This window comes from Paenibacillus sp. FSL R5-0928 (genome assembly GCF_037970385.1).
Classification (GTDB): Bacteria; Bacillota; Bacilli; order Paenibacillales; family Paenibacillaceae; genus Paenibacillus_AQ; species Paenibacillus_AQ odorifer.
Window position 1 is genome coordinate 1,710,335 of the sequence record NZ_CP150225.1, and the last position, 25,136, is coordinate 1,735,470.

The 25,136-nt window shown below is 44.9% G+C and carries 19 protein-coding genes; 18 read left to right on the top strand and 1 reads right to left on the bottom strand.

Annotation, left to right across the window (positions count from 1 at the left end; genetic code table 11):
- Nucleotides 1-10 precede the first annotated feature (10 nt).
- The 14 genes from MKZ16_RS07380 to MKZ16_RS07445 all read left to right on the top strand — a co-directional run bounded on the left by MKZ16_RS07380 (nucleotide 11) and on the right by MKZ16_RS07445 (nucleotide 18,322).
- Entirely contained in the window at nucleotides 11-904 is an 894-nt protein-coding gene (locus MKZ16_RS07380) for an ROK family protein (protein ID WP_036675814.1), read from the top strand.
- A gap of 86 nt (nucleotides 905-990) precedes the next feature.
- Nucleotides 991-4,794 (top strand): GH32 C-terminal domain-containing protein, encoded by a 3,804-nt coding sequence (locus MKZ16_RS07385; RefSeq protein ID WP_076104751.1) that lies wholly within the window; start codon nucleotides 991-993, stop codon nucleotides 4,792-4,794.
- 309 nt (nucleotides 4,795-5,103) lie between these two features.
- Nucleotides 5,104-6,093 (top strand): LacI family DNA-binding transcriptional regulator, encoded by a 990-nt coding sequence (locus tag MKZ16_RS07390; RefSeq protein WP_244886434.1) that lies wholly within the window; start codon nucleotides 5,104-5,106, stop codon nucleotides 6,091-6,093.
- A 21-nt stretch (nucleotides 6,094-6,114) separates the two neighbouring features.
- Nucleotides 6,115-7,095: a BadF/BadG/BcrA/BcrD ATPase family protein gene (locus MKZ16_RS07395; RefSeq protein WP_076104750.1), complete on the top strand. Its 981-nt coding sequence runs from the start codon at nucleotides 6,115-6,117 to the stop codon at nucleotides 7,093-7,095.
- Between the two features lie 43 nt (nucleotides 7,096-7,138).
- Nucleotides 7,139-8,437, top strand: coding sequence for a 6-phospho-beta-glucosidase (locus tag MKZ16_RS07400; protein ID WP_076104749.1), 1,299 nt, complete (start codon nucleotides 7,139-7,141; stop codon nucleotides 8,435-8,437).
- Nucleotides 8,438-8,461: 24 nt separating this feature from the next.
- A complete protein-coding gene (locus MKZ16_RS07405; RefSeq protein WP_076104748.1) occupies nucleotides 8,462-9,388 on the top strand; it encodes an ABC transporter permease subunit in 927 nt (308 codons plus the stop codon).
- A 59-nt stretch (nucleotides 9,389-9,447) separates the two neighbouring features.
- Nucleotides 9,448-10,338: a carbohydrate ABC transporter permease gene (locus MKZ16_RS07410; protein WP_036675805.1), complete on the top strand. Its 891-nt coding sequence runs from the start codon at nucleotides 9,448-9,450 to the stop codon at nucleotides 10,336-10,338.
- Between the two features lie 33 nt (nucleotides 10,339-10,371).
- Nucleotides 10,372-12,018 (top strand): extracellular solute-binding protein, encoded by a 1,647-nt coding sequence (locus MKZ16_RS07415; RefSeq protein WP_038569391.1) that lies wholly within the window; start codon nucleotides 10,372-10,374, stop codon nucleotides 12,016-12,018.
- 38 nt (nucleotides 12,019-12,056) lie between these two features.
- Nucleotides 12,057-13,790, top strand: a complete 1,734-nt coding sequence (locus tag MKZ16_RS07420; RefSeq protein ID WP_076104747.1) for a family 10 glycosylhydrolase — start codon at nucleotides 12,057-12,059, stop codon at nucleotides 13,788-13,790.
- A gap of 265 nt (nucleotides 13,791-14,055) precedes the next feature.
- Nucleotides 14,056-15,339, top strand: coding sequence for a hypothetical protein (locus MKZ16_RS07425; protein ID WP_076104746.1), 1,284 nt, complete (start codon nucleotides 14,056-14,058; stop codon nucleotides 15,337-15,339).
- 166 nt (nucleotides 15,340-15,505) lie between these two features.
- Nucleotides 15,506-15,835, top strand: a complete 330-nt coding sequence (locus MKZ16_RS07430) for a PadR family transcriptional regulator (RefSeq protein ID WP_036675798.1) — start codon at nucleotides 15,506-15,508, stop codon at nucleotides 15,833-15,835.
- 14 nt (nucleotides 15,836-15,849) lie between these two features.
- Nucleotides 15,850-16,716: a pentapeptide repeat-containing protein gene (locus tag MKZ16_RS07435; protein WP_038569394.1), complete on the top strand. Its 867-nt coding sequence runs from the start codon at nucleotides 15,850-15,852 to the stop codon at nucleotides 16,714-16,716.
- Nucleotides 16,717-16,792: 76 nt separating this feature from the next.
- Entirely contained in the window at nucleotides 16,793-17,539 is a 747-nt protein-coding gene (locus MKZ16_RS07440) for an ATP-binding cassette domain-containing protein (RefSeq protein ID WP_339815528.1), read from the top strand.
- A 12-nt stretch (nucleotides 17,540-17,551) separates the two neighbouring features.
- Entirely contained in the window at nucleotides 17,552-18,322 is a 771-nt protein-coding gene (locus tag MKZ16_RS07445; protein WP_038569396.1) for an ABC transporter permease, read from the top strand.
- Between the two features lie 66 nt (nucleotides 18,323-18,388).
- Here the strand turns inward: MKZ16_RS07445 and MKZ16_RS07450 are convergent, their stop codons facing one another.
- Nucleotides 18,389-20,320, bottom strand: coding sequence for an ATP-dependent DNA helicase (locus MKZ16_RS07450; RefSeq protein ID WP_256715475.1), 1,932 nt, complete (start codon nucleotides 20,318-20,320; stop codon nucleotides 18,389-18,391).
- Nucleotides 20,321-20,604: 284 nt separating this feature from the next.
- Between MKZ16_RS07450 and MKZ16_RS07455 the strand changes: the two genes are divergently transcribed.
- The 4 genes from MKZ16_RS07455 to MKZ16_RS07470 all read left to right on the top strand — a co-directional run bounded on the left by MKZ16_RS07455 (nucleotide 20,605) and on the right by MKZ16_RS07470 (nucleotide 25,124).
- A complete protein-coding gene (locus tag MKZ16_RS07455) occupies nucleotides 20,605-21,786 on the top strand; it encodes an ATP-binding protein (RefSeq protein ID WP_038569398.1) in 1,182 nt (393 codons plus the stop codon).
- Nucleotides 21,787-21,968: 182 nt separating this feature from the next.
- The gene (locus MKZ16_RS07460) at nucleotides 21,969-22,415 is read left to right on the top strand and encodes a V4R domain-containing protein (protein WP_076104743.1); all 447 of its coding nucleotides are present in this window, start codon (nucleotides 21,969-21,971) and stop codon (nucleotides 22,413-22,415) included.
- A gap of 148 nt (nucleotides 22,416-22,563) precedes the next feature.
- Nucleotides 22,564-23,823 (top strand): MFS transporter, encoded by a 1,260-nt coding sequence (locus tag MKZ16_RS07465; RefSeq protein WP_076104742.1) that lies wholly within the window; start codon nucleotides 22,564-22,566, stop codon nucleotides 23,821-23,823.
- The gene (locus tag MKZ16_RS07470; protein ID WP_076104741.1) at nucleotides 23,820-25,124 is read left to right on the top strand and encodes an ectonucleotide pyrophosphatase/phosphodiesterase; all 1,305 of its coding nucleotides are present in this window, start codon (nucleotides 23,820-23,822) and stop codon (nucleotides 25,122-25,124) included. Before MKZ16_RS07465 ends, MKZ16_RS07470 begins: the two co-directional genes overlap by 4 nt.
- Nucleotides 25,125-25,136 lie beyond the last annotated feature (12 nt).

The following is a 25,136-nucleotide window of genomic DNA, read 5'->3' on the forward strand; positions in this document are numbered from 1 at the left end:
AGTCTTGTATATGCGTATAGGAGCGATAGAAGCTGGCGGGACGAAGTTTATATGTGGCATCGGGAATGAAAATGGGATCATTGAAGATCAGATCAGTTTCCCGACAGAACATCCTGAGTTGACGTTGCCAAAAGTTATTCAATATTTTCAAGACAAACCAGTAGAAGCTATCGGAATTGGATCGTTTGGTCCAATCGATATACGCCCAGATAGCCCGACGTATGGTTACGTTACAACAACACCAAAACCAGGTTGGGGAAATTACGATATGCTGGGCACTTTAAAAAGATACTTTTCGGTTCCCTTTGGCTGGGACACGGACGTCAATGCAGCGGCATTTGGTGAAGCCAAATGGGGCGCTGCCCAAGGGTTATCCAGCTGTTTATACTATACAGTTGGCACGGGTGTTGGTGTGGGAGTGTATTCAGAGGGCAAACTTATTCATGGTCTTGTGCATCCTGAAGGGGGTCACGTTCTTACAAGACGCCATCCTGAAGATGAATTCCCAGGGGGATGTCCCTATCATGGGGACTGCCTAGAAGGGATGGCGGCAGGTCCTGCTATTGAAGCAAGGTGGGGGAAGAAGGGACATGAACTTCCTATAGATCACCTTGCATGGGAAATGGAAGCATTTTATATTGCGCAGTCGATTACGGGTGCTATATTGCTTAACTCTCCTCAGAAAATCATTCTGGGTGGTGGTGTTATGCAGCAATCACAATTGTTTCCACTTATTCGGCAGGCCGTGCTTCAGAACCTGAACGGTTATGTTAGCTCAAGTACTATTTTAGAACACATAGATGAGTATATCGTTCCACCAGGTCTAGGCCAACAGGCGGGATTATGTGGTGCTCTGGCTCTTGGACTCACAGCACTGGAAATTCAGATTTCTGCTCAATTGTAAAAGAATATAGAGAGGAGGTCAGTGCAGTAATGAATTGGCCTCCTTCTTGTTTTTCAATATTAATGATAGAAAAGAGGCTGAAGAAGATGAAAAATAAAGGAAAATTAGTTTTGTCCTTTCTCATGGTAACAGGATTTGTTATGACTTCAGCAGGCATTTATGTAGCAAATCCCGGTACTGGGTGGGCTACGCCCGCTGATCAGGAGGTAAGTAAACAAGCTAAGGAGGGGCTTTCCATTTTTGAAAGCGTAACCAAAACAAACACAAACTTGACAGGTTGGCAAATAAAAGGAAAAGGTAAGTTGGCGGATACTGTTGAAGGGATTTTACTGACTTCTGATCCACAAGAAAATGTAATGGCAATCTCCGAAACGGTATCAGAGGATTTTATCTATGAAGCTGATGTCATGATCAAGGATATGCAAGCTGACGCGACCTTATTGTTCCGTTCTAATGAAGATGGCTGGGGTTCCTACATGCTCCAAATTGTTCCGAATGCAGGTATGATCCGCTTACGAGACGCAAGTGATGGTGAAGGGAAATTAAAAGAGGAGCGGAAGGTTACTGTTAAGGCAGGAGAGATCTATCATCTCAAGGTAAAAGCAGAGGGTTCATCACTGAAAGTATATTGGGACAACGAATATAAATCTGTGATTGAGGTTCAGGATCATGCGTATCGTACTGGTAAGCTAGGGCTCAATGTATGGAATGGTTCTGTTTTGTTCCAAAATATTATCGTAAGCGACCTGAAAGGAAATCTGGGTGCTGTGGTTACAAATAAAGGACAATGGCAGCCTAATATCAACGGCAAAAAAGGAATGGCAGTAAACCAGATGAAGTCACAGCAAATTTATAATAAACAAGCTGCTGATTTTGTATATGAAGGAAATATATCTCTTCGTCCTGATTCTGTTGCAGCGCTCGCATTTCGTTCATCGGCTGATGGAACAAAGGGATATGAAGCATCCCTGACAAAGGAAGGAAATCAGGTTCGTGTAAGTTTGACGAAAGCTAACGGAGCAACAATTGCAAGTTCACAGCAAACCTATCCAAGTCAGACCGGAGCAAAACATCATGTAGAGATAAAGGCGAAGGGAAACAGAATTCAGGTCTTCCTAGACGGATACACCCCGGCTGCGATCGATCTAACAGATAAAACCTATACCGATGGATATGCAGGAATCGTCGTTAAACAGGGAACGGCTTACTTCCAGGATACCTATGTGACGGATGCCAGCAGTTATTATAATGAAAAATATCGTCCTCAATACCACTATACGCCAATTCGTGGTTCTGCCAGTGATCCTAACGGACTTGTCTACTTCGATGGAGAATATCATCTATTCCATCAGGACGGAGGCACATGGGCACATTCTGTCAGTAAAGATATGCTGAACTGGAAGCGCCTTCCGATTGCGCTGCCGTGGAATGATCATGGGCATGTCTGGTCTGGATCAGCTGTGGCAGATTTGACGAATGCATCAGGTTTGTTCGGGGATTCAGGAGGCAAGGGGCTGATTGCCTACTACACTTCCTATAATCCCGATGGCCCGAATGGGAATCAGCGTATCGGTCTTGCATACAGCAAGGACCAAGGTCGTACTTGGGAATATTCCAAGACGCGTCCTATGGTTATCGGAAATCCAGGCGATAATGGAGGGGAGCCCGGAGGTTGGGATTTCCGTGATCCGAAAGTGATTCGTGATAACGACAATAACAGATGGGTAATGGTTGTATCCGGTGGAGATCATATTCGTTTCTTTACTTCAACAAATCTACTTGATTGGACCCTAACAGATAGCTGGGGATACGGGGAATATGTTCGCGGCGGTGTATGGGAATGTCCGGATTTGCTTCAGCTTTCGGTAGACGGAACATCACAGAAAAAATGGGTTTTGATGATTAGTACAGGAGCGAATTCAAAAACAGGCGGATCAGATGCTGAATATTTTGTGGGTCATTTAACAGCGGAAGGTAAATTCGTTAATGTTAATCCGGCAGGGAAAGTTTTGCGAACAGATTTTGGAAAAGAATTCTACGCTTCAATGTCTTTTTCGAACATGCCAGATCATCGCAGCGTAATGATGGCGTGGATGACAAACTGGGACTATCCGTTTGCTTTTCCAACAACCCATTGGAAAGGCGTACTGTCAATCCCAAGAGAAGTCTCATTAGTAACGACAAAAGATGGGATTCAGCTCGCTCAAAGTCCGATCAAGGAGTTGGAATCGCTGCGTAATCAGCTGTATTCTACTGCTAACAAAGAGGTGAGTCCTTCTTCTCAGAATCTATTGAAAGGGGTTACCTCTGGTGCATACGAAATTGAAGCTGAAGTAGAAATTCCAGCAGGTAGTCAGGTTAGTGAGTTTGGCTTTAACGTTCGTGTAGGGGGAAGTCAGCAAACGGTTGTTGGATATAAACCTAGTGAGGGTCGGATTTTCGTGGATCGGTCTGCATCTGGTTTGACGGATTTTTCGAATCTATTTAGTACAAGACATGAAGCGGCAATGCAAACGGAGAACAAGCGAGTTAAGCTGCGTATCCTTGTAGATGAGTCTTCTGTTGAGGTTTTTGGCAACAACGGTAAAGTTGTTTTCTCTGACGTCATTTTTCCGGATCCAGCCAGCAGAGCTTTGAGTTTTTACACCAAAGGAGGCAACGTAAAAGTCGTATCTCTGAAGGTGAATCAGTTAGGCTCTGTATGGAATCAGGAGACGGGCTCAGCTACCAAGATAATGATGGATACAAGTGATCGCGAACTGAGCAAGGGGCAAAGCGACATACTTTTGGCGATGGTAGAGAATGGTACCGGTAATGGGGCACAGCCGCTTAAATGGAATTCCAGTAACAAGGATGTAGTTGAACTAAACGTGGTGGATAAATCCCAGGCAACCCTTGTAGCTAAAAAAGAAGGCGAGTCTATCATTACCGTCTCTACTCCAAATGGGAAGACATCAGCTAGCTTATTAGTTAAGGTATCTGGGGGTGAATTTCATACGAACTTAAGCGGGTGGACTAAAGATCTATCTGCAGCCTCCTGGGTCATTGGTGAAAATGGGATTCGTGGAAATTATTTGAGTGACGCGAATTATATCGCAGAGAAGCAGGCAGGAGATTTTACTTATGAAGCAGATATGATGTTAGGGAAATCCGGAGGAGCAGGCTCTATGTTGTTCCGTGCCAGCGAAGATGGACGCAGCGGATACTACTTAAATCTGGATCCGAATATGAAGTCCATCCGTCTGTTTTATAAAATCGACGGCCGTATTGAAGAGCGTCAGATTCTAGCAAAAGTTCCGACGTTCATTCAGCCGGGTCAAACCTACAAAGTGAAAATCGAAGCGAAGGGCCCGCATATCGTGGTTTATGTGGATGGGCAGAAAGTCATCGACCTCCAGGACGGCACATTTGCCGAAGGCCGCTTTGGACTACATGTATTTGGCGGAAATGCTTCATATCAAAACGTTAACGTGAGCGGAGAAACACCTGCCAATTTAACCACTTCCAGTCTAGTAAATGCAGAACTACAGAAATCCCTTTATACAGCAAATCTCGCAAATGGTGAAGCTGTTACACTGAAGGATGCAAATGATTCTACGGATCAGAAGTGGGTATTCGTGCCGACGGGGGACGATGCAGGTACTTATTCTATTCGTACAACAGCCGGTCAGGCGCTTGATCTAGACACAGGGCAAAATAAAATTCAGTTATACCCATATCTCGGATATAACAATCAGCGTTGGATTTTTCACAAGAATGATGATGGTACCGTAAGTATTATTTCTGCTCATCATAAGAAAGCGCTAGAAGTATCAGCGGATGGGACGACACTGTCTCTAAGCGAGCTTGATCCTACTCTTGATCGACAAAAATGGGTAATTACCAATTAACCTGAGGAAGATAGAAGCAAGGGAAGGGGGAATAGCGTGTCTAAAAAGCAACTTGTCTGCGGATGAGTTGCTTTTTGTTTTGGCTGCATTTTATGTATTGACGGATATTGGAAATGTAAGTAGAATGTAAATTAGTTAAAACCTTAAAACTTTTGTAAAGAATTTTGGTGTTCTTGATAAAGGCAAAGCTGACATTCAGTGTGCAATTTTCAATCAGAACATAGAAATATCACGAAAGGTAAGGTTTTTTTATTTACCTAAAAAGTTTAATCGTTTAAACTTTCGGGTGACGGAGGTATGGAAGCTAAGATGAATATACATGATGTAGCCAAAAAGTCGGGACTCTCTGTAGTGACCGTATCCAGGGTGCTTAACAATTTACCCTCTGTACGGGAAGCTAATAGACAGAAAGTGCTGAAAGCTATGGAGGAATTGAATTATCAGCCCAATTCAGCAGCGCGGAGTCTTGTGAGGGGCAAAACGGGAGTCATCGGGATGTCGATTACCAACTTTAACGACTCTTTCTATGACCGGGTTATTCGCGTGGTGAACCGGAAGCTGGCAGCGCAAGGGTATTTTTTAGCCCTATCGATCGCCGAGAATGAGGATGAGGGCGACAATTTCCTGTTTCAGAAGGATCGCGTTGACGGAATTATCCTGTTGTCCCCACTTGAAGAAAAGGCATATGTAGAGGAACTGAAAAGAAAAAACATTCCGTTTGTATTGCTGGATAACCAGTTTCAGCATGAGGATGTGCCTAGCGTCGTGGTCGATAACTATCAAGGCGGGTATGAGGCTACAAAGCACTTGATCGATCTTGGGCACACTCAAATTGCCTATATTGGCGGCCCTTCGGTATTTCTAAGTGTAGCGGAGCGAAAGCGAGGTTATGTCCAAGCGCTCGAGGATGCCGGGTTAACGCCATTCGGAACGGAATACTGCAGCTTTACAGTAAGCGGCGGCTATGAGGTGGCCAAGAGATGGATCCGCGAAGATAAGCTGCCGACAGCTTTTTTTTCGGGGGACGATTTTATTGCTCTTGGAATGGTTCAGGCTCTCCGGGAAGAGGGAATTCGAGTACCCCACGATATCTCAATTGTTGGATTTGATGATCAGCAGTTCGTAGGTGAATTTTACCCGCGGTTAACGACGGTCAGACAACCTGAGGCACAAATGGGCAATATAGGCGTTGATTTACTACTAAAAATGATCAATGGGGAGGTGATGCCGCCCGCTGTAACGAAGCTCGCTCCGCAGCTACTCATTCGTGAATCCACCGCATCTGTTAGATTACCTTGAATTTTAGGAGTGAAATCATCCGTGAAGTATTTTTTGGGAGTTGATGCAGGAGGCAGTAAAACCCACGCAATGATTGCAGATGAACAAGGGAAGGTCATCGGAGTTGGCAAGGGTGGGATCGGAAATCATCAAATAAATCGTGAGCAGGCGGTGAACAGTTTGCAGCAGGCCCTATCGGAAGCAATTATGGCGTCAGGGCTGACCAAGGATCAGCTGGATTACTCCTGGTTCGGCTTAGCGGGAGCGGACAGAGAGGCTGATTTCCGGATTTTGCGACCGGTCATCAGCAGCTTTGATCTTCCCCAAACTGAGATTTCCTGCGATACATGGATAGCCTTGCGGTCAGGTACAGAGAAGAACTACGGGATCGTGCTGATTTGCGGATCGGGCGTGAACTGTAGTGGTAAAAATCCGTTGGGTGCTACATACCAATGTGGTGGATTCGGCTACCGGTTCGGGGATTATGGCGGTGGCTATGATTTAAGTATTGAGGTATTCCGTAGCGTCCTTCGGGCGGATGAGGGAAGAGAGAAGGAGACGGTCCTAACCGAACGCTTAACGCAATTGTTGGGCTATTCCAATGTGTCGGAATTAAGAGAGGATTACCTGGATCATTTCAGAGACCTGCCTCCCCATATTGCTGAACTATTATTTCAAGCGGCAGAGGAAGGGGACCAGGTTGCCACCGAGCTGCTGGTCAAGCAAGGGGATGAGCTGGGTTTGGCCGCGGTATCGGCCATCCGTCGCTTGGGCATGGAGGAGGACTTCTTCGACATCGTACTTGCAGGCAGCCTGCTGACAAAGGGAGACCGCTCAGGCATCATCCGGCGGGCCATTGAGAGAAGAGTGAAGTTGTCGGCTCCGAATGGCACTTTAAGGATTTTGACCCGGGAGCCGGTTGTAGGATCGGTCGTTCTGGCTATGGAAAGCAGCGGTATGCGTGTAGATCAGAAGGTTCTAGATAATCTATCACAGGGGAAAGTACCGAACACAATAGGCTAGTTTTTATAAGACCAAAATGAAAAAGATGAAGGAAGGGTCTATCATGGAGGAAACATTGAAGCTGGTTGTCATCGGAGCGGGATCATCGTATACGCCTGAGCTTATTGAAGGCATCATCCTGCATCACCAAGAGCTTCCCATCCGCGAAGTATGGCTGGTGGATATTGAGGTGGGAAGGGAGAAGCTGCATACGATTGCAGAACTGAGCAAACGCATGATCGCTGAGTCCGGACTGCCGATTACCGTGGTCCAGACGTTGGAACGCAGGGAAGCCATTGCCGGAGCGGACTTTGTATGCACGCAAATCCGGGTAGGCATGCTGGAAGCGCGCAAATGGGACGAATTAATTCCGCTTCAATACAATGTCATCGGCCAGGAGACGACAGGTCCCGGAGGGATGATGAAAGGCCTACGGACCATCCCGGTCATTCTGGATATTTGCAAAGACATTGAGGAGCTGGCTCCGGATGCCTGGTTGCTGAATTTTACGAATCCGGCTGGTATGGTGACTGAAGCTGTTCACAAATACTCATCGGTAAAAAGCGTAGGATTGTGCAACTCACCGATTGGTTTTCAAAAGTGGCTCTCCGAGTTCTTCGGACTTCCTATGGAGAAGATCTACGCGGAGTTTGTCGGCATCAACCATCTGCACTGGGTATCCGATATCGTGATTGACGGTAAAAGCAAGCTGCAGGAGCTCATTGATTACCCGCAGAGTTACAAGGCGAGCAATGTGCCGTTTGATTCCTGGGACTACCGGTTTCTGAATGCTTTGAAAGCGATTCCCTCTTATTACCTGAGCTATTACTATATGACGGACGCGATGCTTGCGGAACAGAAGGAAGCAGCAGCAACGACTGGATCGCGCGCTGAGGTAGTGAAGAAGGTGGAGGAAGAGCTGTTTGAACTGTACCGGAACGTAGAGCTGAAGGAAAAGCCCAAGCAGTTGGAACAGCGCGGCGGAGCCTACTACTCGGAGGCGGCAGTGCTGCTGATGCGCTCCATTTATAATGATTCCCGCGATATCCAGACGTTGAATGTAAGGAATAACGGAATGATTGACTTCTTGCCGGACGATGCCTCCATTGAGGTGAATTGTATGGTCACCAAGCAAGGTCCGCTGCCGATTCCGCTGCGCATAATTCCTCAGCCCGTAAAAGGCTTGCTGGCTGCAGTCAAACAATACGAGAGCCTCACCATCGAAGCGGCTGTGCATGGAGACCGGGATATAGCCCTGCAGGCTATGGTTCATCATCCGCTCGTGCCTTCGGTCACCGTAGCTGAACAACTGCTGGATGAAATGCTGGAGAAGAACAAATCGTTGTTGCCGTTGTTTCACTAGAATCGTCCAGAGGAGGAAAAGCGGATGAACACGGCCGAGAAACCGCGTAGATGGAAGAAATTTATCAGTCAATTGGATTTGCAGTCCATGGTTTGGCCGGGAATTATCTTTGTATTCATTTTTAGCTACATTCCGATGTATGGCGTGGTTATGGCATTCCAGCAATACGATATTTTTGGCGGCATTATGAAGAGCCCCTGGGTTGGATTTATGCATTTCAGAATGTTCTTCGAGGCGCCGGAGTTCTGGAATGTGATGCGAAATACCCTTGTGATCAGCTTGCTTAAATTGATTATCTCTTTTCCTGCCCCGATTCTTCTTGCGCTGATGCTGAATGAAATCGGGAATATGGGCTTTAAACGCATTATCCAGACCGTCAGTTATTTACCTTATTTCCTGTCCTGGGTTATAGTATCCGGTTTTGTATTTTCGCTGTTATCCGTTGACAACGGGACGGTGAACTATGTGCTGGAGCGATTCAATCTGGTAGGGGAACCAGTTAACTTCCTGGCGTTACCCAAATACTTCTGGTCGATTCTAGTAAGCGTAAATGTGTGGAAAGAGGTCGGATTCGGGAGCATTGTCTACATGGCCGCGATTGCAGGCATTGATCCAACCCTATATGAGGCCGCTTCTATAGATGGAGCAAGCCGGTTTAAGCAAATTCACTTGATTACACTCCCCAGCATTACCCCCATTATCATCATCTTTATGATTCTTGCCATCGGCAGTCTGCTCAGTGCGGGCTTCGAGGACATTTTGCTGCTGGCAACCAATCCAATTCTGCGACCCTACTCCGATGTTATCGACACCTATGTGTACCGTGTTGGGATTTTAAATGCCAGATTCTCTTATGCGACAGCGGTAGGGCTATTCAAGGCGGTGATCAGTGTCATTCTGCTAGTGACGGCCAACAAAATCGCTCGCCGGGCAGATGTTAGTCTCTGGTAGTACTACTACTCATAGCGAATGCTTTCGATGCTCCATAAACCTTTTAGGAGGGGTGAACAATGAGACTAAGCCTAGGCGACAAAATCATGCAGCGGAGTATGTATATCCTTTTGACGCTGCTGGCGTTACTCATGCTATACCCGTTTTGGAATGCGCTGGTCATTTCCTTTAATCTAGGGAGCGATACGGCGCTCGGTGGTGTAACCTTGTTACCGAGAGCTTTTACTCTGGAAAATTATTATATTGTGTTTCAGGATCAACGCCTGCTGAATTCTTTTCTGATCACCATTCTTAGAACGTTATGCGGCACGGCATTGTCTGTCTTTTTCACGGCACTGTTAGCCTACGGAATGTCCAAGAAGACATTGCTATTTCGAAAACAATATATGGTGTTCTTCATGATTACGATGTTCTTCAGTGGAGGGCTCATCCCTAGTTATTTACTAGTTCGCTCTTTGGGTATGCTGGACACCTTTTGGGTGCTGATTATCCCCGGCATCATAAGTGTCTGGAACATGATTGTCATCCGCACCTTCTTCCACGCTCTGCCGGAGGGGTTGGAGGAATCGGCCAAAATCGACGGCAGCAGCAACTACGGCATTTTTTTTCGAATCGTCATTCCCGTCTCCGGTCCGGTGCTGGCCACGATTGCCTTATTCACCGCAGTAGGTTACTGGAATGACTGGTTTACGGGAGCGATCTATATTACAAAGGATCACTTGCTTCCTATACAGACCCTGCTGCGCCAGATTATGAACTCCAACATCATGACCCAAATAGGCTCATCGAATGCTATCGCGCTGGATCATATGAACCGAAATCGGACGATTACCACGAAGTCACTGACTATGGCTACGATGATGATCGCTACCATTCCAATTATCCTGACGTATCCTTTTCTCCAAAAGTACTTTGTTAAGGGCGTAATGATCGGTTCGATGAAAGAATAGCAGTCTCCATATTATGTAGAAAGAAGGGAAAAGATGCGCAATCGTATGAAATGGGTATCTCTTTTGCTGACTTCACTGGTGCTTCTTCTCGCTGCCTGTAGCGGAGGAGGAAATTCTAACACTTCACCAACCACAAGCGAGAAAAATCTGAATACTGAGGCCGCCACAGATGACGGCAGCGGGATCAAGCCCGTCACCTTCAGCTTCTATGGAAACTATGACTGGCTTACGACATCACCATGGGGGGATAATGAGGCGACAAAATGGATTCAGGAGAACCGTAAGGTTACTGTTGAACCCATACAATCCGGAGGAGCGGCCGGAGAAAAGCTCAACACGATGATCGTCGGCGGTGATTTACCGGATGTCATTTTTACTGACCGGGGATCGTCAGTGGAACGGCTGGTGCAGGCAGGACAACTCGTTGCGCTGGATGATTACTATGAGAAGTATCCGAACTTCAAGAAATATGTGAAGGAATCCACCCTGAATTTGCTCCGTTCAGAAGACGGGAAAATCTATCAAATTCCGAACTGGTATACATCCGGGCAATTCGGCAACGGCGGATGGATGGTGAATAAAGATATTTATAACGAACTCGGCAGACCGTTGCTGGAGACCTTTGATGATTTGTATCAATATTTGCTTAAGGTGCAAGAAAAGTATCCGGATGTAGTACCTCTGGAGGTTGGGGAGAAGGGGGCAGGTCTGGAAATTATGTATGGTGGTTTTAAGGAGAACTCCACCAGTAAGTTCATTTCACTCATGGGATATCCGGATGGCGACAAGCTGTCATCTATCTTGGACGATCCCGCTTACGAGGAGATGGTGCTGTATATTAATAAGCTGTATCGTGAACGGCTGATTACGCAGGATGCTCTGCAGCAAACCCAGGATGCGGTCAAAGAAAAGGTCAATACCAACCGGGTAGCAGTCATGGTCGAATCCAATATCACTACGTATGGAGCCGAGGGACACCGGGCACTGACAGCGAATAATCCGGACAGCGGTTATGAGATTATATGGCCGATTCATAAAGCCGGTCTAGACAAAACACAAGTGTTTGTAAGCGGCTTTGAGACGCTGGGTTGGAACGTTAATGTCATTACGAAAAAGGCCAAGGATCCAGAGGCCATCTTCGCTTATTTTGACTGGATTACGGGTCCGGAGGGACAGAAGGTGCTTTTCTTCGGTCCTAAAGGCTTGTACTGGGATGAAGAGGATGCGGACGGAGCGCCAATCCCGAACGAGAAATACAAGACGACTCCTGCTAACGAGCGCACGGAAACGATGCGGAAATTCGAGGACTTTAACTGGGCGGGAAATACAACCTTTATTGATACGGCGAAAATGAGCCTCGAGGCGCTGCTTTCCGCGAACCAGAAATCCTGGGAGACCGTGGCACAGTCCACGGTGACCTGGAAAACCGCGTTGGATATCACGGAGTTTGTAAATACCGATCCGATTCCGGATACGGAGATCGGCATCATCGCACAGAATATCGGGGATATTTATACCCTTGCTTACGCCCAGATGGTACAGGCGAAGTCGGATGAAGCGGTGCTGTCGGCGCTGGAGACAGCTAAAAAGAACACCGAAAAAGCGGGGCTGGCTAAGCTGCTTGAATTCAGAACCGAAAAATGGCAGGAAAATGTTAAGAAAATCAACGCGACGAAATAAGACTATTTATAAAATCTTATACTAGTGGAGGCGAGATTATGGCATTTGCGTTGAGATCGAGGTTCATAGCACTGTTAAGCATCGTGTTGGTTTCTTCGATAGCCGGTGGTTCCGTTCCTGTTATGGCCGAGGAGGAGAGTAACCCCCCTTTCGAAACGGAAGTTATTGTACGGACCGTAAACCAGTTTAAGAACATGGCGGATGTCCAGAATTTCATCGCGCTGTCTACAAGCTATGGCGTCGATGTTATTAGCATGAACGTGAAGCAGGATGAAGATGATGAGGTTCCGTCTGGAAGTGTATTTTATCAGAGTGATATCGCACCAATTGCCCAAGGCTACCAGAATTTCGACGCCCTGCAGGCTGTCATTACGGCAGCCCATGCTGCAGGAATCAAGGTTCATGCCTGGATTCCACAGTTCCATGATCAGCAGGCCTTCCTGGAGCACGATGAATGGCAGATGCAGGCGCTGGTTGACGGGGTTCAGACTCCGTTTACAGGTTCTAACGGCAACGAATACTTCGTCAATCCAATTCACCATGAAGTGCAGCAGTATGAGCGTTCCATCATTCAGGAAGTGATCGAGAATTATGATGTGGATGGCGTTGTGCTGGATTGGATCCGCTTCGATAATTACAACATGGACGTCAGTGATTACACGGTTACGAAGTATCAGGCGCAGTTCGGGTATTCACCGCTCAGTATTGACTTCGAGACGGATTCGCCTCAGAGAGAGCAGTGGAATGAATGGAGGACCGATCAAATTGGACAGTATGTGGGCGATATCCGTCAGGATATCACCCAGTCCTCGAAGCCGGATGTGCAGCTCGGTGTGTATATTTTGCCGCCAGAATTCATTGAAGTTGGGCAGAATGTAGCGAAATTCAAGGATGATATCGACTTTGTTGCACCAATGGCGTACTTTGATGACTGGGAGTTCAACAGTGATTGGGTATACAGCACTTCCTACGGAATCCTGAAGGATACGAGCGACCGGATTAGCGGCAGTGACGTGGAAATTGTTGCGACGCTGGATAATGACTGGACAGATGATCAATATCAGGAGATTTACAAGGGAATCCGCGAGAATTATCCAGGTGTGAAGCGTCTGTCGTTCTTTGCTTACGGGGCCTGGCCAGAAGATGAGCTGGCCAATATCAAAGAACGTGAAACCTGGCCTACGCCAGGCTGGACGCCTCCGGTAGAACAAGACTATCCGGCTCAATTACCAACAGGATGGAAGGCGCGGAATATCGGTTCCATGCCAGGGAACGTTACCTACAATTCTTCCAATAAGCAATTTACACTCAGCAGCAGCTCTACGGATATTTGGGGAAATGGAGATCAACTAAATTATATATACCAATCCGTGCGAGGCAATGCGGAGATTATTGTTAAAGTGCAGTCCACTAGCCGATTGGACGGCTGGGCCAAGGCCGGCATTATGATTCGGGAGTCGCTGGGTCATAATTCGAAGCATGCAGATATGATGCTTACCCCCGAAAATGGGGCAGCCTTCCAGTATCGTGCAGAGACTGCCGGCAATATGGTTGATCAGACTGCGGCTGCCTCGGCTCCAAGATGGCTAAAGCTGACCCGAAGTGGAAATACCTTCAAAGGGGCTATTTCGACGAACGGGAATAACTGGAAAACGGTCGGAACTGTTCAGATTCCGATGAACCGCAAGGTGTATATTGGCATAGCACTTAGCAATCCCGGGGATGACTCGAGGAATAAGGCTGTGTTTGGAAATGTGAAGATTACGGATTAAGCTTAATACAAGGGCACCGGTTCTTCTTTATCCGGGGGAGTTTTCGTTTATCAGGTTAACCAGAAATATCTGGTTAACCTTTTTTATTTCGGTATAAGGTGATGGTGGGGGATAAATCCAATTGAAATCTGAAATGAATATAAAGCTGCTAAATCTGGTGGTATATTTAATGCAGCTAATTTTATAATATAGCTAATTCTATAATGCAGTTTAGCTTATTAATAATAGTCTTTGAGAATAACTTATACAGAATAGGAGAGATACGATGAGCGAGCGTATACCCTGCCAAACCTCAGACTGCAAGGGAAGCATACTTCCTGCAACTGCTTTAAAGACAGGTGGAATCTGCATGCCCTGTCATCAAAGGAAGCTTACGCTGGAGCAAAAGGCTTATATTGAACAAAATCGAAAAGACATTGATTTGTACGCAGGTGTGAATGATCCGGTTGAAATTCTTAAAATCATGCACAAACCGCGGAGGTTGAGCCCGCTTGAACACGTAATTCCCTATCACAAAACCGCGCAAGAGTTATATCGTCAACTGACTGAAAGCGAAAGGGAGCGATTGGAAACCTACGCCATTAAATTGATGGAAGAAGATGATTTTGACCAGGCTGAGACTATTTTACTGTCGCTTATATGTTTTTCAAGTGCTTCCATTGAACGGGGGCTGGAGGCTTTTTTTCTTAACGGGAAGTATTATCCCGGTATTCTCTATAAAGAAGCGGGTCAGGAGATCCGTGATAAGATCATTCATCAGTTAGAGCATGACTCGGAAAACCGTAATCATTTGCTGCTTGCAATGGCCTGGATTGGTGATGAAGAGGTTGTTCGGCAGTTCGAGACATGGCGGCAGAATCCGCCTCGATGGACATCGGAGTTAAATGTGCCTCCGGAAACCTATGCTCACGAAGCAGGATGGGAATTAGATCCCGATGGTGGGAAAAGGCTGCTTTTTTACCCCGAGAGTTATCATTTTGAAGTAAACAGGGACGGAAAAAATGGGATGGATCGGGATCATACGGCGGTAGCGGCGCTACAGGCGGGTGAGCATTCCTGCCCTTGGTGTGGCGGTAAGTTGACAGTGCTGTTTGATTACGATTTGCAGAATCCACTGGTTCAATTTATGAAGCTTTCCGGCCAGCGGTTAAGGATTGCAGCTTGCATGCATTGTAATTGTTATGGCACCGTGTTTATGAAAGCGGAGCTGGATGGCCAATATTCGTGGAGTGAATATAATACCGTTCCTGATTTTTTGCCTGCAAATGAAGACAGGGAAGAAATAGCATGGCATGCCATGCAGCTATCGGAACGGCAGATGGGAACCTATGAAAATTCATATTGGATGCTTGAGGCGCCTGCGTCGCAGATTGGAGGACATCCGGCTTGGATTCAGGATGCGGAATATCCTGTGTGCCCTTGCTGTTCGACGACGATGAAGTTTATTGCCCAAATGGACATGGAACAGGCCGAGGACAGCGAGGGGATTTATTATGCATTTTTGTGTGAGGGTTGCCTGCAGGTAGCTGTGAATTACCAGCAGACGTAAATCAACTTATTTCTGGTTAGCGTAGATTGGAACTTCAGACTTAAAAGAGAAAAATGCTGCCTTAGACAACTAAGGACGGCATTTTTTTATTTTGTATAAACATGATGATCAAAGTACCTTGACTGTCACAGTAGTATGATATACAATGCGATTATGAGGTGATGAAATGAGTGAGAACAAAATCACATCCGATCTGCTGCGAGGACATACCGATACGATGGTATTACGGCTCTTGTCCGAAGCCGATCGTTATGGATATGAAATCGTCAAATTAATTGCTGAGCGTTCCGGAGGCGAATATGAATTAAAAGAAGCTACGATGTACTCCAGCGTCCGGCGGCTTGAGGCAGACGGTGACATTGAATGGTATTGGGGGGATGAGTCTCAGGGGGGACGACGGAAGTATTTTCGGATTACCGAGAAGGGGAAAGCTGTTTACGCCAATAACAAGACTAATTGGGAGTACGCAAAGCGTGTGCTTGAAAACTTATTATAAGGAGACTTGATAATATGAATGAGAAATTAAACATGTATTTAAATGGCGTATTCGCACCCTATGACGGGATAAAAAGCGTTGCTGAATTAAAGAGTGACCTCCTTTCCGATTTGCAGGAGCGGTTCAGTGAACTCAAGGCTGAAGGCAAGGATGATGAAACGGCGTTTAAGATGACGATAGACAGCATTGGCGACATTGAACAGACGGTGCAGGAGGTTGCCAATCTCTCCCGTTCACTTGAGCGGCAGGTGGTGACGAGCTTTAGGGCGAGCAACTTATCGAAGAGCGATTTTGCAGGCGTTACCGCCCATAAAGGGGATTTTAAAGTGAGCGCGTTGCGGGGTTCCGATTTTACAGGCGCTGACTTGACTGGCAGTTCTTTCGCGGGCAGTGACGTAGGCGAGGCCAAGTTCGACAGCGCTAATCTGACCGACTGCAATCTGTCCGGCATTGAACTGGCAAATGCGAGCTTTCACAAATCTATTCTTGTTCGCACCAACTTTAGCTCATCAGGACTTACAGGGGCGAAATTTATCAGTGCAAGACTGACCGACGTCAAGCTGTGTACGACTGATCTTACGAAAACAATCTTTGAGAGCTGTATCTTTGACGGTGTGGAATTTAAAACCTCAGATCTGCGGGGATTATGTTTTGACGGCCAGACCTTTATCGGGGTCAAGTTTGAAAAGTCGGCGCTGAACGATATTTCGTTTAGAGGTGCGACGTTAAAAAATGTGTCATTCCTCTCCGGGTTTTCGTTATCCAAGAAGTTTTATCGTGCAATTAAAACGATCAACTTTGACGGTGCAATGATGGATAAGTTGACCTTCGCTGCGCTCAAAGGCATGGAAGCTGATTTGACAAAGGTTACAGTCCTATAAGCCTGAGCTTCCGAAGTGAGTTTTGCGGGGAAAATTCCATGAAGATATGCTAACAAAACCTTAGGGAGGGAATGCAATGAACAAGTCCATTAAAGTGGTTGGGTTGGAAAAGTCCTACAGACAGCTTCAAGTTTTAAAGGGGGTGGATTTTGAAGTGGAGCAGGGCAGCGTTTTTGCCCTGCTTGGCTCCAATGGCGCAGGCAAGACCACCATTGTCAAAATCCTCACCACTTTGCTAAATCAAGATGGCGGGACTGCTGCAGTGAACGGATTCGATGTCGCCACAAAGCCTGATTATGTACGCCAGTCCATCAGCCTGACGGGTCAATTTGCCGCCGTGGATGAGATTCTGACCGGCCGGGAAAATCTGATCATGATTGCGAGGCTCCGCCATGAGAAGCATCCGCGTCAAGTTGCGGACGATCTGCTGGAACTCTTCACTTTGACCGATGCCGCGGATCGCAAGGTATCCACTTATTCAGGCGGGATGCGCCGGAGATTAGATCTCGCGATGAGCCTTGTTGGAAAACCGCAGATTATTTTCCTCGACGAACCAACCACTGGACTTGATCCTGAGGCAAGGATTGATGTATGGAAGATGGTTAAGGAGCTTGCCGACGGCGGTACGACTGTCTTTTTGACGACGCAGTATTTGGAAGAAGCAGAGCAGCTTGCTGATCAAATTGCCATTCTACATGAAGGTAAAATTATTGCGAGCGGTACACTCGAAGAACTAAAAAAGCGTTTCCCGCCCGCAAAAGTTGAGTACATTGAAAAGCAGCCGACGCTGGAGGAAATATTCCTCGCAATCATCGGCAAATAGGAGGGGAAGTAAATGGAAATGATTAAGAAGCACTTTTTCAGTGACATGAGTGTAATGCTTGGACGCTCTATGCGCCATATTCTCCGCAGTATGGATACCATCATCACGGTAACTATCATGCCAATTGCATTTATGCTGTTGTTTGTTTACGTGTTCGGTGGGGCCATCCAGGCGGGTACGGATAACTATGTGAATTATTTGTTGCCCGGGATCATACTGATCGCTATTGCAAGTGGTGTAACTTATACGGCTTACCGCCTGTTTAACGATGTGCAAAAAGGGATTTTTCAGAGATTCCATTCTATGCCGATTGCACGTTCTACCATGCTGTGGGGACATGTGCTGACCTCCCTGATATCCAATGCGATTTCAGTTAGCGTCATCATTCTTGTTGCATTGATTATGGGGTTTCGTTCATCGGCAGGAGTGCTCTCATGGCTGGCGGTTGCTGGCATCCTCATATTGTTTACGCTGGCTCTAACTTGGGTCGCGGCAATTGCTGGACTATCCGCAAAATCGGTGGACGGCGCGACTGCTTTTTCCTATCCGATTATTTTCCTTCCTTTCATCAGCTCGGCCTTTGTGCCTACCGAATCGATGCCGCCAGTCGTTCGCGCCTTTGCTGAAAACCAGCCCGTTACATCTATAGTAGAGGCGGTTCGCTCCCTCCTGATGGGGCAGCCTGTCGGCAATGATATTTGGGGAGCCATCATATGGTGCATAGCCATTCTAGTAGTTGCGTATTTATTAGCGATGCGGGTATACAAACATAAAGTTGTTTAATTGCCAGATAACGTTACAGGATTTAGAAGCGACTTGTCTGCGGATGGGTTGCTTTTTTTCATTTCTCTACGTATCACTAAGCTGTATCCCTTTTTCTTTCACAAACTTCTCCAGAACCTTGAAATCCTCAGTAACCTTTTTAAAAGGTAAGGCTTCCAGTACCTGATCCCGGTAATCCTTTTTGGCGGCAATGGATAGGCGGGAATCGAGTATGCTGAGTACACCAAGGTCAGTTTCACTGCGGATCAGGCGCCCGGTTCCTTGTCTTAACCGAAGCAGCATGTCCGGTACAAAAACCTCCTTCAAGGGATTCTTTGCCATCGAAGTCTTATATTCATAGACAGGATCGGCAGGAACAGGGAAAGGCAGACGGAAAATGATTAACTGTGACAAATCGGAACCTTCGATATTCACACCTTCCCAGAATACACCGGTACTAAGTAGAACGCCTTTACTGCCCCGAAAGTCAGCGATCACCCCGTCCTGGGACGAGCCTTCCCTTTGAACATGTAATGCCCATGCAAGCTTCTCAGAGTTTAACTTCTTATGAATATACTTCATATCCTCTTTAGCTGAAAAAAGAACTAATGTCCGCCCGTCTGTTAAATTACAGAGCCTCATCATTTCCTTGTATGCCGCTTCAAGATAATCTTCCCGCCGCTGATGGTTATAGTAGGGGATGTCCTTGGCAATATACAGCATGGTGTGGTTGTCATAATCAAACGGTGAAGCTTGGCGCTCCATATAATCTCCCCTGTAACCGAGGGACTCAGTGAGATAAGCGTATTGTTCCTCCAGCGTTTCTCCGCTTTGACACATGGTTGCTGACGTTAAAATAACTGAGGTTTTCCCGTTAAATAAGGTATATTTCAGAAACTGGCTTATCCCTTTAGGGCAGATACTAAGGGTACTCTCCCGCTGGGTATTACTTGCCCAGATCAGATAGTTATCCTCTACTCCGGCGAGTACATCAAAGAGGTCGATAAGTCCGTTCATGGATTCAAAAATATTGTCAATCTCCCGTTCATGCCGTGAAGTTAAGACGGAAAGGCTGAGATTAAAATCTTTTAAAACCTGTGCCGCTCGTCTTAAGGGGATTCCTGTGATCTGCGATATTTTTATACGGTCATTGTCCTGCTTGGCTGTTTGCAGTAAGTCTGCCTCTACTTGTTTAAAAATATGGCCAACGCATCTTTTTATAAATTTAAATTGCGGCATAAGCTCCGTATCGGCAGATTGCTTGAAGAGAATCTGTAAGGCGTCATCCAGAATACGGCAGGTTCCCCGGTAAGTAAATTCGAGCGTTCTTGCATCTCTAACCTTCGCTTCCAGATTATGAGCTTCATCAATTACGATCAGAGCCGGCCGTTCGGTGATTAACCCCTTCGTTCCTTCCTTTTTCTTGATTAAATCACGGATGAGCAGATCCTGGTTTACGATAATAAAATCCATGTCACTCGCGTTGGCATTAATTTTAGCTCTCATCTCATAAAACGTACATGTACTTTTATAATGGCAACGTTCAAATTTGCAATCATTCACACAAACGTTAGACCATACAGCATCACTAACCCCGCCCTTAATATCTGCCCGCTCATCAATTTCATAATTCACAATCTGTTGAGCAAGCGCAGACAGAGGAGTGTTTGAATCATCCGCTTGGAACAGATCTGCTGCCCTATACCGGCAAGCATACTGCCCCATGCCTTTTCCAACTACCGAACGTACCCTTGTAAATCCGAGACGACTTCCGATGAATCTCAGATCTTTATGTATTTGTTCTGAAAGTTGTATGGAGGATGTCGCAATAATAACCGGTTGCCTTGAGATTTGGTTAATAAGCAGGCTGGGAATGAGGTAGGCAAAGGACTTGCCGATACCGACTCCAGCTTCAATCATCGCGTTATGGCCATTAATATAGGCATCAGCGATATCTAGAGACATATCCTGCTGGCCGATCCGCTCTTTAAGTCCAATCCTGGGGAATTTATCATACATTCGAAAGATAGCATTGACTAAAGAGGGCTCGATGTCCTTCTTTAGCTCCTGCTTCTGTAATTTATAGAGATCACTTAACCAGCTAATGACGACCGCCCCTTTTCAAAATCAATGATCTTCCTAATTATAGTTTTTTTGGTGAGGTTGTAATTATCTTCGATGCTACTCTAACAGTCAAGTGTCAGAATATAATATAGTGATTAAAACAAAGTGAATTACTGTGTTTTTGAAGCAGGAAAATATACACATATCTTGAATACAAACTACAAAGAAGGAGGATGAAAATGTCATACAAAGAAAATGAATTGCGTTCGTCATTAACCTTAGCAGTTCCAATCATTTTAAACAGGCATTATCATTCTATGACTATGAAAAACATCGAATTCTCCTGGTTTGTAGAGGCGCATAAGGAATTGTTAGATTCATCATTCAGTACGATATTAATGAGTATGGTAGAAGCCTTGTTTTTTGATTCTTTTGGTTACGATCAATACTTAAACCTGCTAGAAAAAGAGGGGGCTGAGCAAGGGGTTTATACTGCAGAAATATTCGGTGATCATTTTGATATTTTACTTGATATGAGCAAGGATTTAAATTTAACCGCTCAGAATATTATGTTTAAGATCATTGAAGAGTTTGTAGATGATTCCGCGATCCGATTGTTTTTTTATAATCGTTTAATGGAATGCAACTGGACCCGTTTTACTGGCTTTGCACAAGGTTATTTGTCTAATAAAAATCAACAGATTGACAATTTACATGAACAAAAAATTGCTGTTATGGGACAAATGGCAGCAGGAATGGCGCATGAAATAAGAAATCCGCTAGCTTCGATTAAAGGTTTTGCTCAGCTTGTAAATATCAGGCTAAATGAGCCGGAGATCAAAGCGGATGAATTGCGTGCATATCTGGATATAACCATCAAAGAGATTGATGCTCTGAATGGATTAGTAACGGACTTTCTAATACTGGCTCGAAAAGGTGACAGTACAAAAAATAACGGCGTAGTATTTAACGTTATGGAGGTTATACATAGAGTTAATAACATTGTGAATCAACTCATACTTAGTGATGATATTATACTTTCAGTAGAGTGCTCTTTAGAAAAAGTACTGACGTTTGGGAGCGCCTCTCAGCTAGAGCAGGTAATTCTTAATATTTTGAAAAATAGTATCGATTCCTTCACAGCTTTTAGAGGCAGAATAGATATTTCTGTTACCACAGCTGCTGAGACAAACGAAATTATTCTACTCTTTAAAGACAATGGAGAAGGAATTCCACAGGATAAATTAAAACGGATATTTGACCCTTTCTTTACTACCAAGCAAAAAGGGACAGGGATTGGATTATCGATTTGTAAACAATTAATTGAAATGTATGGGGGGCATATTAAGGTAGATTCAGAGGTTCAGGTTGGAACTAGCGTGAAGGTTATTTTGCCTTGGGTTTATGATTATCATATTTGAGATGCTGCTGCATCTAATGAATGAAGGAGCGACTTGCCAACAGGGAAGTTGCTTTTTTTGTTATAGTTCTACAAAAAAATAGGATGTGCGTAAGATCACAAAGCAATTATTGGATACGTTTATACTCAATATATCAATTAAATTTGAAATATAAATTACATAAGCAATTGGAGGCTACTGGCATGGATCAATTTACTTTTACAGATATGAAAAAAATAAAGAGAAAAAATTTAGGTAATGTCGTACCTTTAGAGCTTTTCAGAACGATCAGACTGATTGGTTTATATCAAGCGTTACCCATGAATGGTAAGGGTACAACGTTGACTATAGGAAGAAAAATTGGGGAAGAATTTGGTGTTACCTCGGTTAATGAACTATTCGAGTTATTCGAAGAATTGAAGATAGGGATTCCTATAATAACCCATGAAGATGACAAGGGGATGACGATTGCAGTACACGATTGTTTCTGCGAAGGGTTACCTATTATGGAAGGGAAAATGGTTTGTGACCTGGAGGGGGCCATTATCGAAGGAGCACTTACTAAAATTCGTGGAAAGCGGGTTTCCGTCCGGGAAATAAAATGTAATGTTAATGGGGATGAATATTGCGAATATATCGTCAAATATTAAATCATATATAAAAGCGAGTAAGCGACCTTTCGATTTTTAAAAGGTCGTTTTTTTATGAAGAAGTTGTGATGGAATTAACATTCATTTAACATGGTTCTTATGCTGAAATGATATAACAGTTACAAATAGGTGAAAAGGTGGCTGTTAGATGAAACTTAGCAAAGAGGAAAAATCATGGATTTTATATGACTGTGGTAATTCAGCCTATTCGATGGCGGTTACAACTGCATTATTGCCTATTGTATTTGGCATGTTTTCAAATGTTAACAGCAGCATGGATTTAGGGTACTTTAACTCCATTGCTAGTATTCTTGTGGCTATCCTTAGTCCGATTTTAGGCACGATCGCAGATTACAAGGATAAGAAAAAGCGCTTTTTCTTATTTTTCTCTTTGATCGGTGTGCTGGCTACGGCTTCGTTGGCATTCGTTGCACCTGCGAGCGGGCAGTGGCAGTTATTGATTGTGTTTTACATCCTGTCTGTCATAGGTTTTGCTGGAGCCAATATTTTTTATGACTCTTTTCTTGTGGATATAACCACTGATGAAAGGATGGATAAGGTATCCACAAAAGGTTTTGCTTATGGATATATCGCCAGCGTCATTCCATTTGGCATCAGCCTACTATTGATTCTGTTTATGGGGATGGAGAAGTCGATCGGTTATCAGATTGGGTTTATCATTACTGCCCTTTGGTGGGGGCTGTTGACCATACCCATGATCAGAGATGTGAAGCAGAGATATTATATTGAGCCTGAACCAAGACCTGTAATCAACAGTTTTAAAAGACTGGGAGACACCTTTAGGAATGTTAGACAGCATAAAGTTGTATTTGTTTTCTTAATTGCGTACTTTCTTTATATTGATGGGGTAGATACGATTATTAAAATGGTAGTGCCCTATGCCACATCGGTTCTGGGTGCGGATGCTTTTGACACCTTTACCTTACTGGGGATATTATTAGTTATCCAGATCATCGCTTTTCCTTCTGCAATCCTGTATGGTAATCTCGCCAAAAAATACTCCGCCAGGACTTTGATAATCGTGGGAATTGTTACATATATCATTTCCTGCATCGCGGCTTTTTTTATCACTTCAGTGTGGCATATATTTATTTTAGGTGCGCTAATTGGTTCCGCTCAGGGAGGCATTCAGGCGCTCAGCAGGTCTTATTATGCGAAGATCATTCCAAAGGAGAATTCCAATGAATTCTTTGGTTTTTACAATATTTTTGGCAAGTTCGCGGCCATTGTTGGTCCTGCTGTAATGTCTTTAACAACAACCTTAACAGGTAATGCTAAATTTAGTATTTTAGCGATTATCCCACTTTTTATTATTGGATTATTCGTATTTATAACTTTACCTAAAGAGCAGCCTGAACATGACGAACCTAAGGGGCTTATTCTATGAAGTCAATTAAAGCACAAACGGCTATGGCCAAGCATTTGATCGTCATCTCTTACGATGCCTTTTCAGAAGACCACTGGGCATTGGCCAGCCGGCTTCCAAACTTAGCGGAATTAATTAAAAACGGAGCCCATAGCGATAAATTGAAAAGTGTGTATCCCACGCTCACATATGTAGTGCATACCACCATAGCAACCGGTGTATATCCGGATAAGCATGGCATCCATCACAACAATCCGTTTCAGCCTTTTATTAAGGAAGAGGAGCAGAATTGGTTCTGGTTTAGAAATGCGATCAAGGTGCCAACGATTTACGATGTTGCGCGCGAGCATAAGATGAGCACAGCCGGAATCCTATGGCCAGTATCGGGTAAATCCTCCATCCAATACAATATACCTGAAATCAGAGCCATCAAAAACGAAAATCAGGCACTGAAGATATTAAAAAGCGGAAGCCCCTTATACTGCGTGGATATGGAGCTGAAATATGGCCGGATCCGCAAAGGGATTGAGCAGCCCTATCTGGATGACTTCACGACCAAATGTGCTATAGACACGATTAAGCGCAAAAAACCTAATCTTCTAATGATGCATCTGATCGATCTGGATGATGCCAAACATGCTTATGGAACTGACAGTGACGAAGTGAAGCAGGTAATCACACGTATGGATAAAAGGTTAGGCGATATTATGCAGGCAGTGGATGAAGCGGGGATGAAGGATGATACGATTTTTTTAATTTTGGGGGACCATGGCCAGTTTAATGTTAGGTACAGAGTGCATTTGAACAACCTTTTGCAGGAAAAGGGCCTGATCTATGAAGAGAACGGCGAAATGAAGTGGAGAGCTTACTTTCAGTGTGGGGGTGGAGCGGCTTACTTGCATATCCGGCAGGGCGATGAAGAAGCTGAGCAAATAGCATTAGCTGTTATTGGAGATCATATGAGAGATGAATCCTCAGGTATAGAGAAATTGTATGCTAGAGATGAACTGGATTTTTTTCATGTGGGCCAAACCACAAAGTATATGCTTGAGGCTAAGAGAGGTTATTGTTTCGACGAAAGTATGGATGAACCAACGATTGTTGATTTGGACAAACAAGGCGTTAAATTTGCCACGCATGGCTATTCTCCTGATAAAGACGGCTATAGATGCAACTTGGTTGTCTCCGGGGAAAAGATTAGAAATGGGTATCCTATAGGGGACATCGAAATGGTAGATATAGCCCCCACGATGGCAAAGATTTTAGGGATTGATTTTAATCCAGGTGACGGAAGACCTTTAGAGGAAATTTTTATGGACTAAATTAAGCAATGT

Bases quoted from the DNA above. Each gene is read 5' to 3' on its own strand.
- MKZ16_RS07445 (WP_038569396.1), top strand. From the start codon at position 17,552: ATGGAAATGATTAAGAAGCACTTTTTCAGTGACATGAGTGTAATGCTT.
- MKZ16_RS07380 (WP_036675814.1), top strand. From the start codon at position 11: ATGCGTATAGGAGCGATAGAAGCTGGCGGGACGAAGTTTATATGTGGC.
- MKZ16_RS07465 (WP_076104742.1), top strand. From the start codon at position 22,564: ATGAAACTTAGCAAAGAGGAAAAATCATGGATTTTATATGACTGTGGT.
- MKZ16_RS07450 (WP_256715475.1), bottom strand. From the start codon at position 20,320: ATGTATGATAAATTCCCCAGGATTGGACTTAAAGAGCGGATCGGCCAG.
- MKZ16_RS07425 (WP_076104746.1), top strand. From the start codon at position 14,056: ATGAGCGAGCGTATACCCTGCCAAACCTCAGACTGCAAGGGAAGCATA.
- MKZ16_RS07440 (WP_339815528.1), top strand. From the start codon at position 16,793: ATGAACAAGTCCATTAAAGTGGTTGGGTTGGAAAAGTCCTACAGACAG.
- MKZ16_RS07400 (WP_076104749.1), top strand. From the start codon at position 7,139: ATGGAGGAAACATTGAAGCTGGTTGTCATCGGAGCGGGATCATCGTAT.
- MKZ16_RS07455 (WP_038569398.1), top strand. From the start codon at position 20,605: ATGTCATACAAAGAAAATGAATTGCGTTCGTCATTAACCTTAGCAGTT.
- MKZ16_RS07385 (WP_076104751.1), top strand. From the start codon at position 991: ATGAAAAATAAAGGAAAATTAGTTTTGTCCTTTCTCATGGTAACAGGA.
- MKZ16_RS07415 (WP_038569391.1), top strand. From the start codon at position 10,372: ATGCGCAATCGTATGAAATGGGTATCTCTTTTGCTGACTTCACTGGTG.
- MKZ16_RS07410 (WP_036675805.1), top strand. From the start codon at position 9,448: ATGAGACTAAGCCTAGGCGACAAAATCATGCAGCGGAGTATGTATATC.
- MKZ16_RS07405 (WP_076104748.1), top strand. From the start codon at position 8,462: ATGAACACGGCCGAGAAACCGCGTAGATGGAAGAAATTTATCAGTCAA.
- MKZ16_RS07470 (WP_076104741.1), top strand. From the start codon at position 23,820: ATGAAGTCAATTAAAGCACAAACGGCTATGGCCAAGCATTTGATCGTC.
- MKZ16_RS07435 (WP_038569394.1), top strand. From the start codon at position 15,850: ATGAATGAGAAATTAAACATGTATTTAAATGGCGTATTCGCACCCTAT.
- MKZ16_RS07420 (WP_076104747.1), top strand. From the start codon at position 12,057: ATGGCATTTGCGTTGAGATCGAGGTTCATAGCACTGTTAAGCATCGTG.
- MKZ16_RS07430 (WP_036675798.1), top strand. From the start codon at position 15,506: ATGAGTGAGAACAAAATCACATCCGATCTGCTGCGAGGACATACCGAT.
- MKZ16_RS07390 (WP_244886434.1), top strand. From the start codon at position 5,104: ATGAATATACATGATGTAGCCAAAAAGTCGGGACTCTCTGTAGTGACC.
- MKZ16_RS07460 (WP_076104743.1), top strand. From the start codon at position 21,969: ATGGATCAATTTACTTTTACAGATATGAAAAAAATAAAGAGAAAAAAT.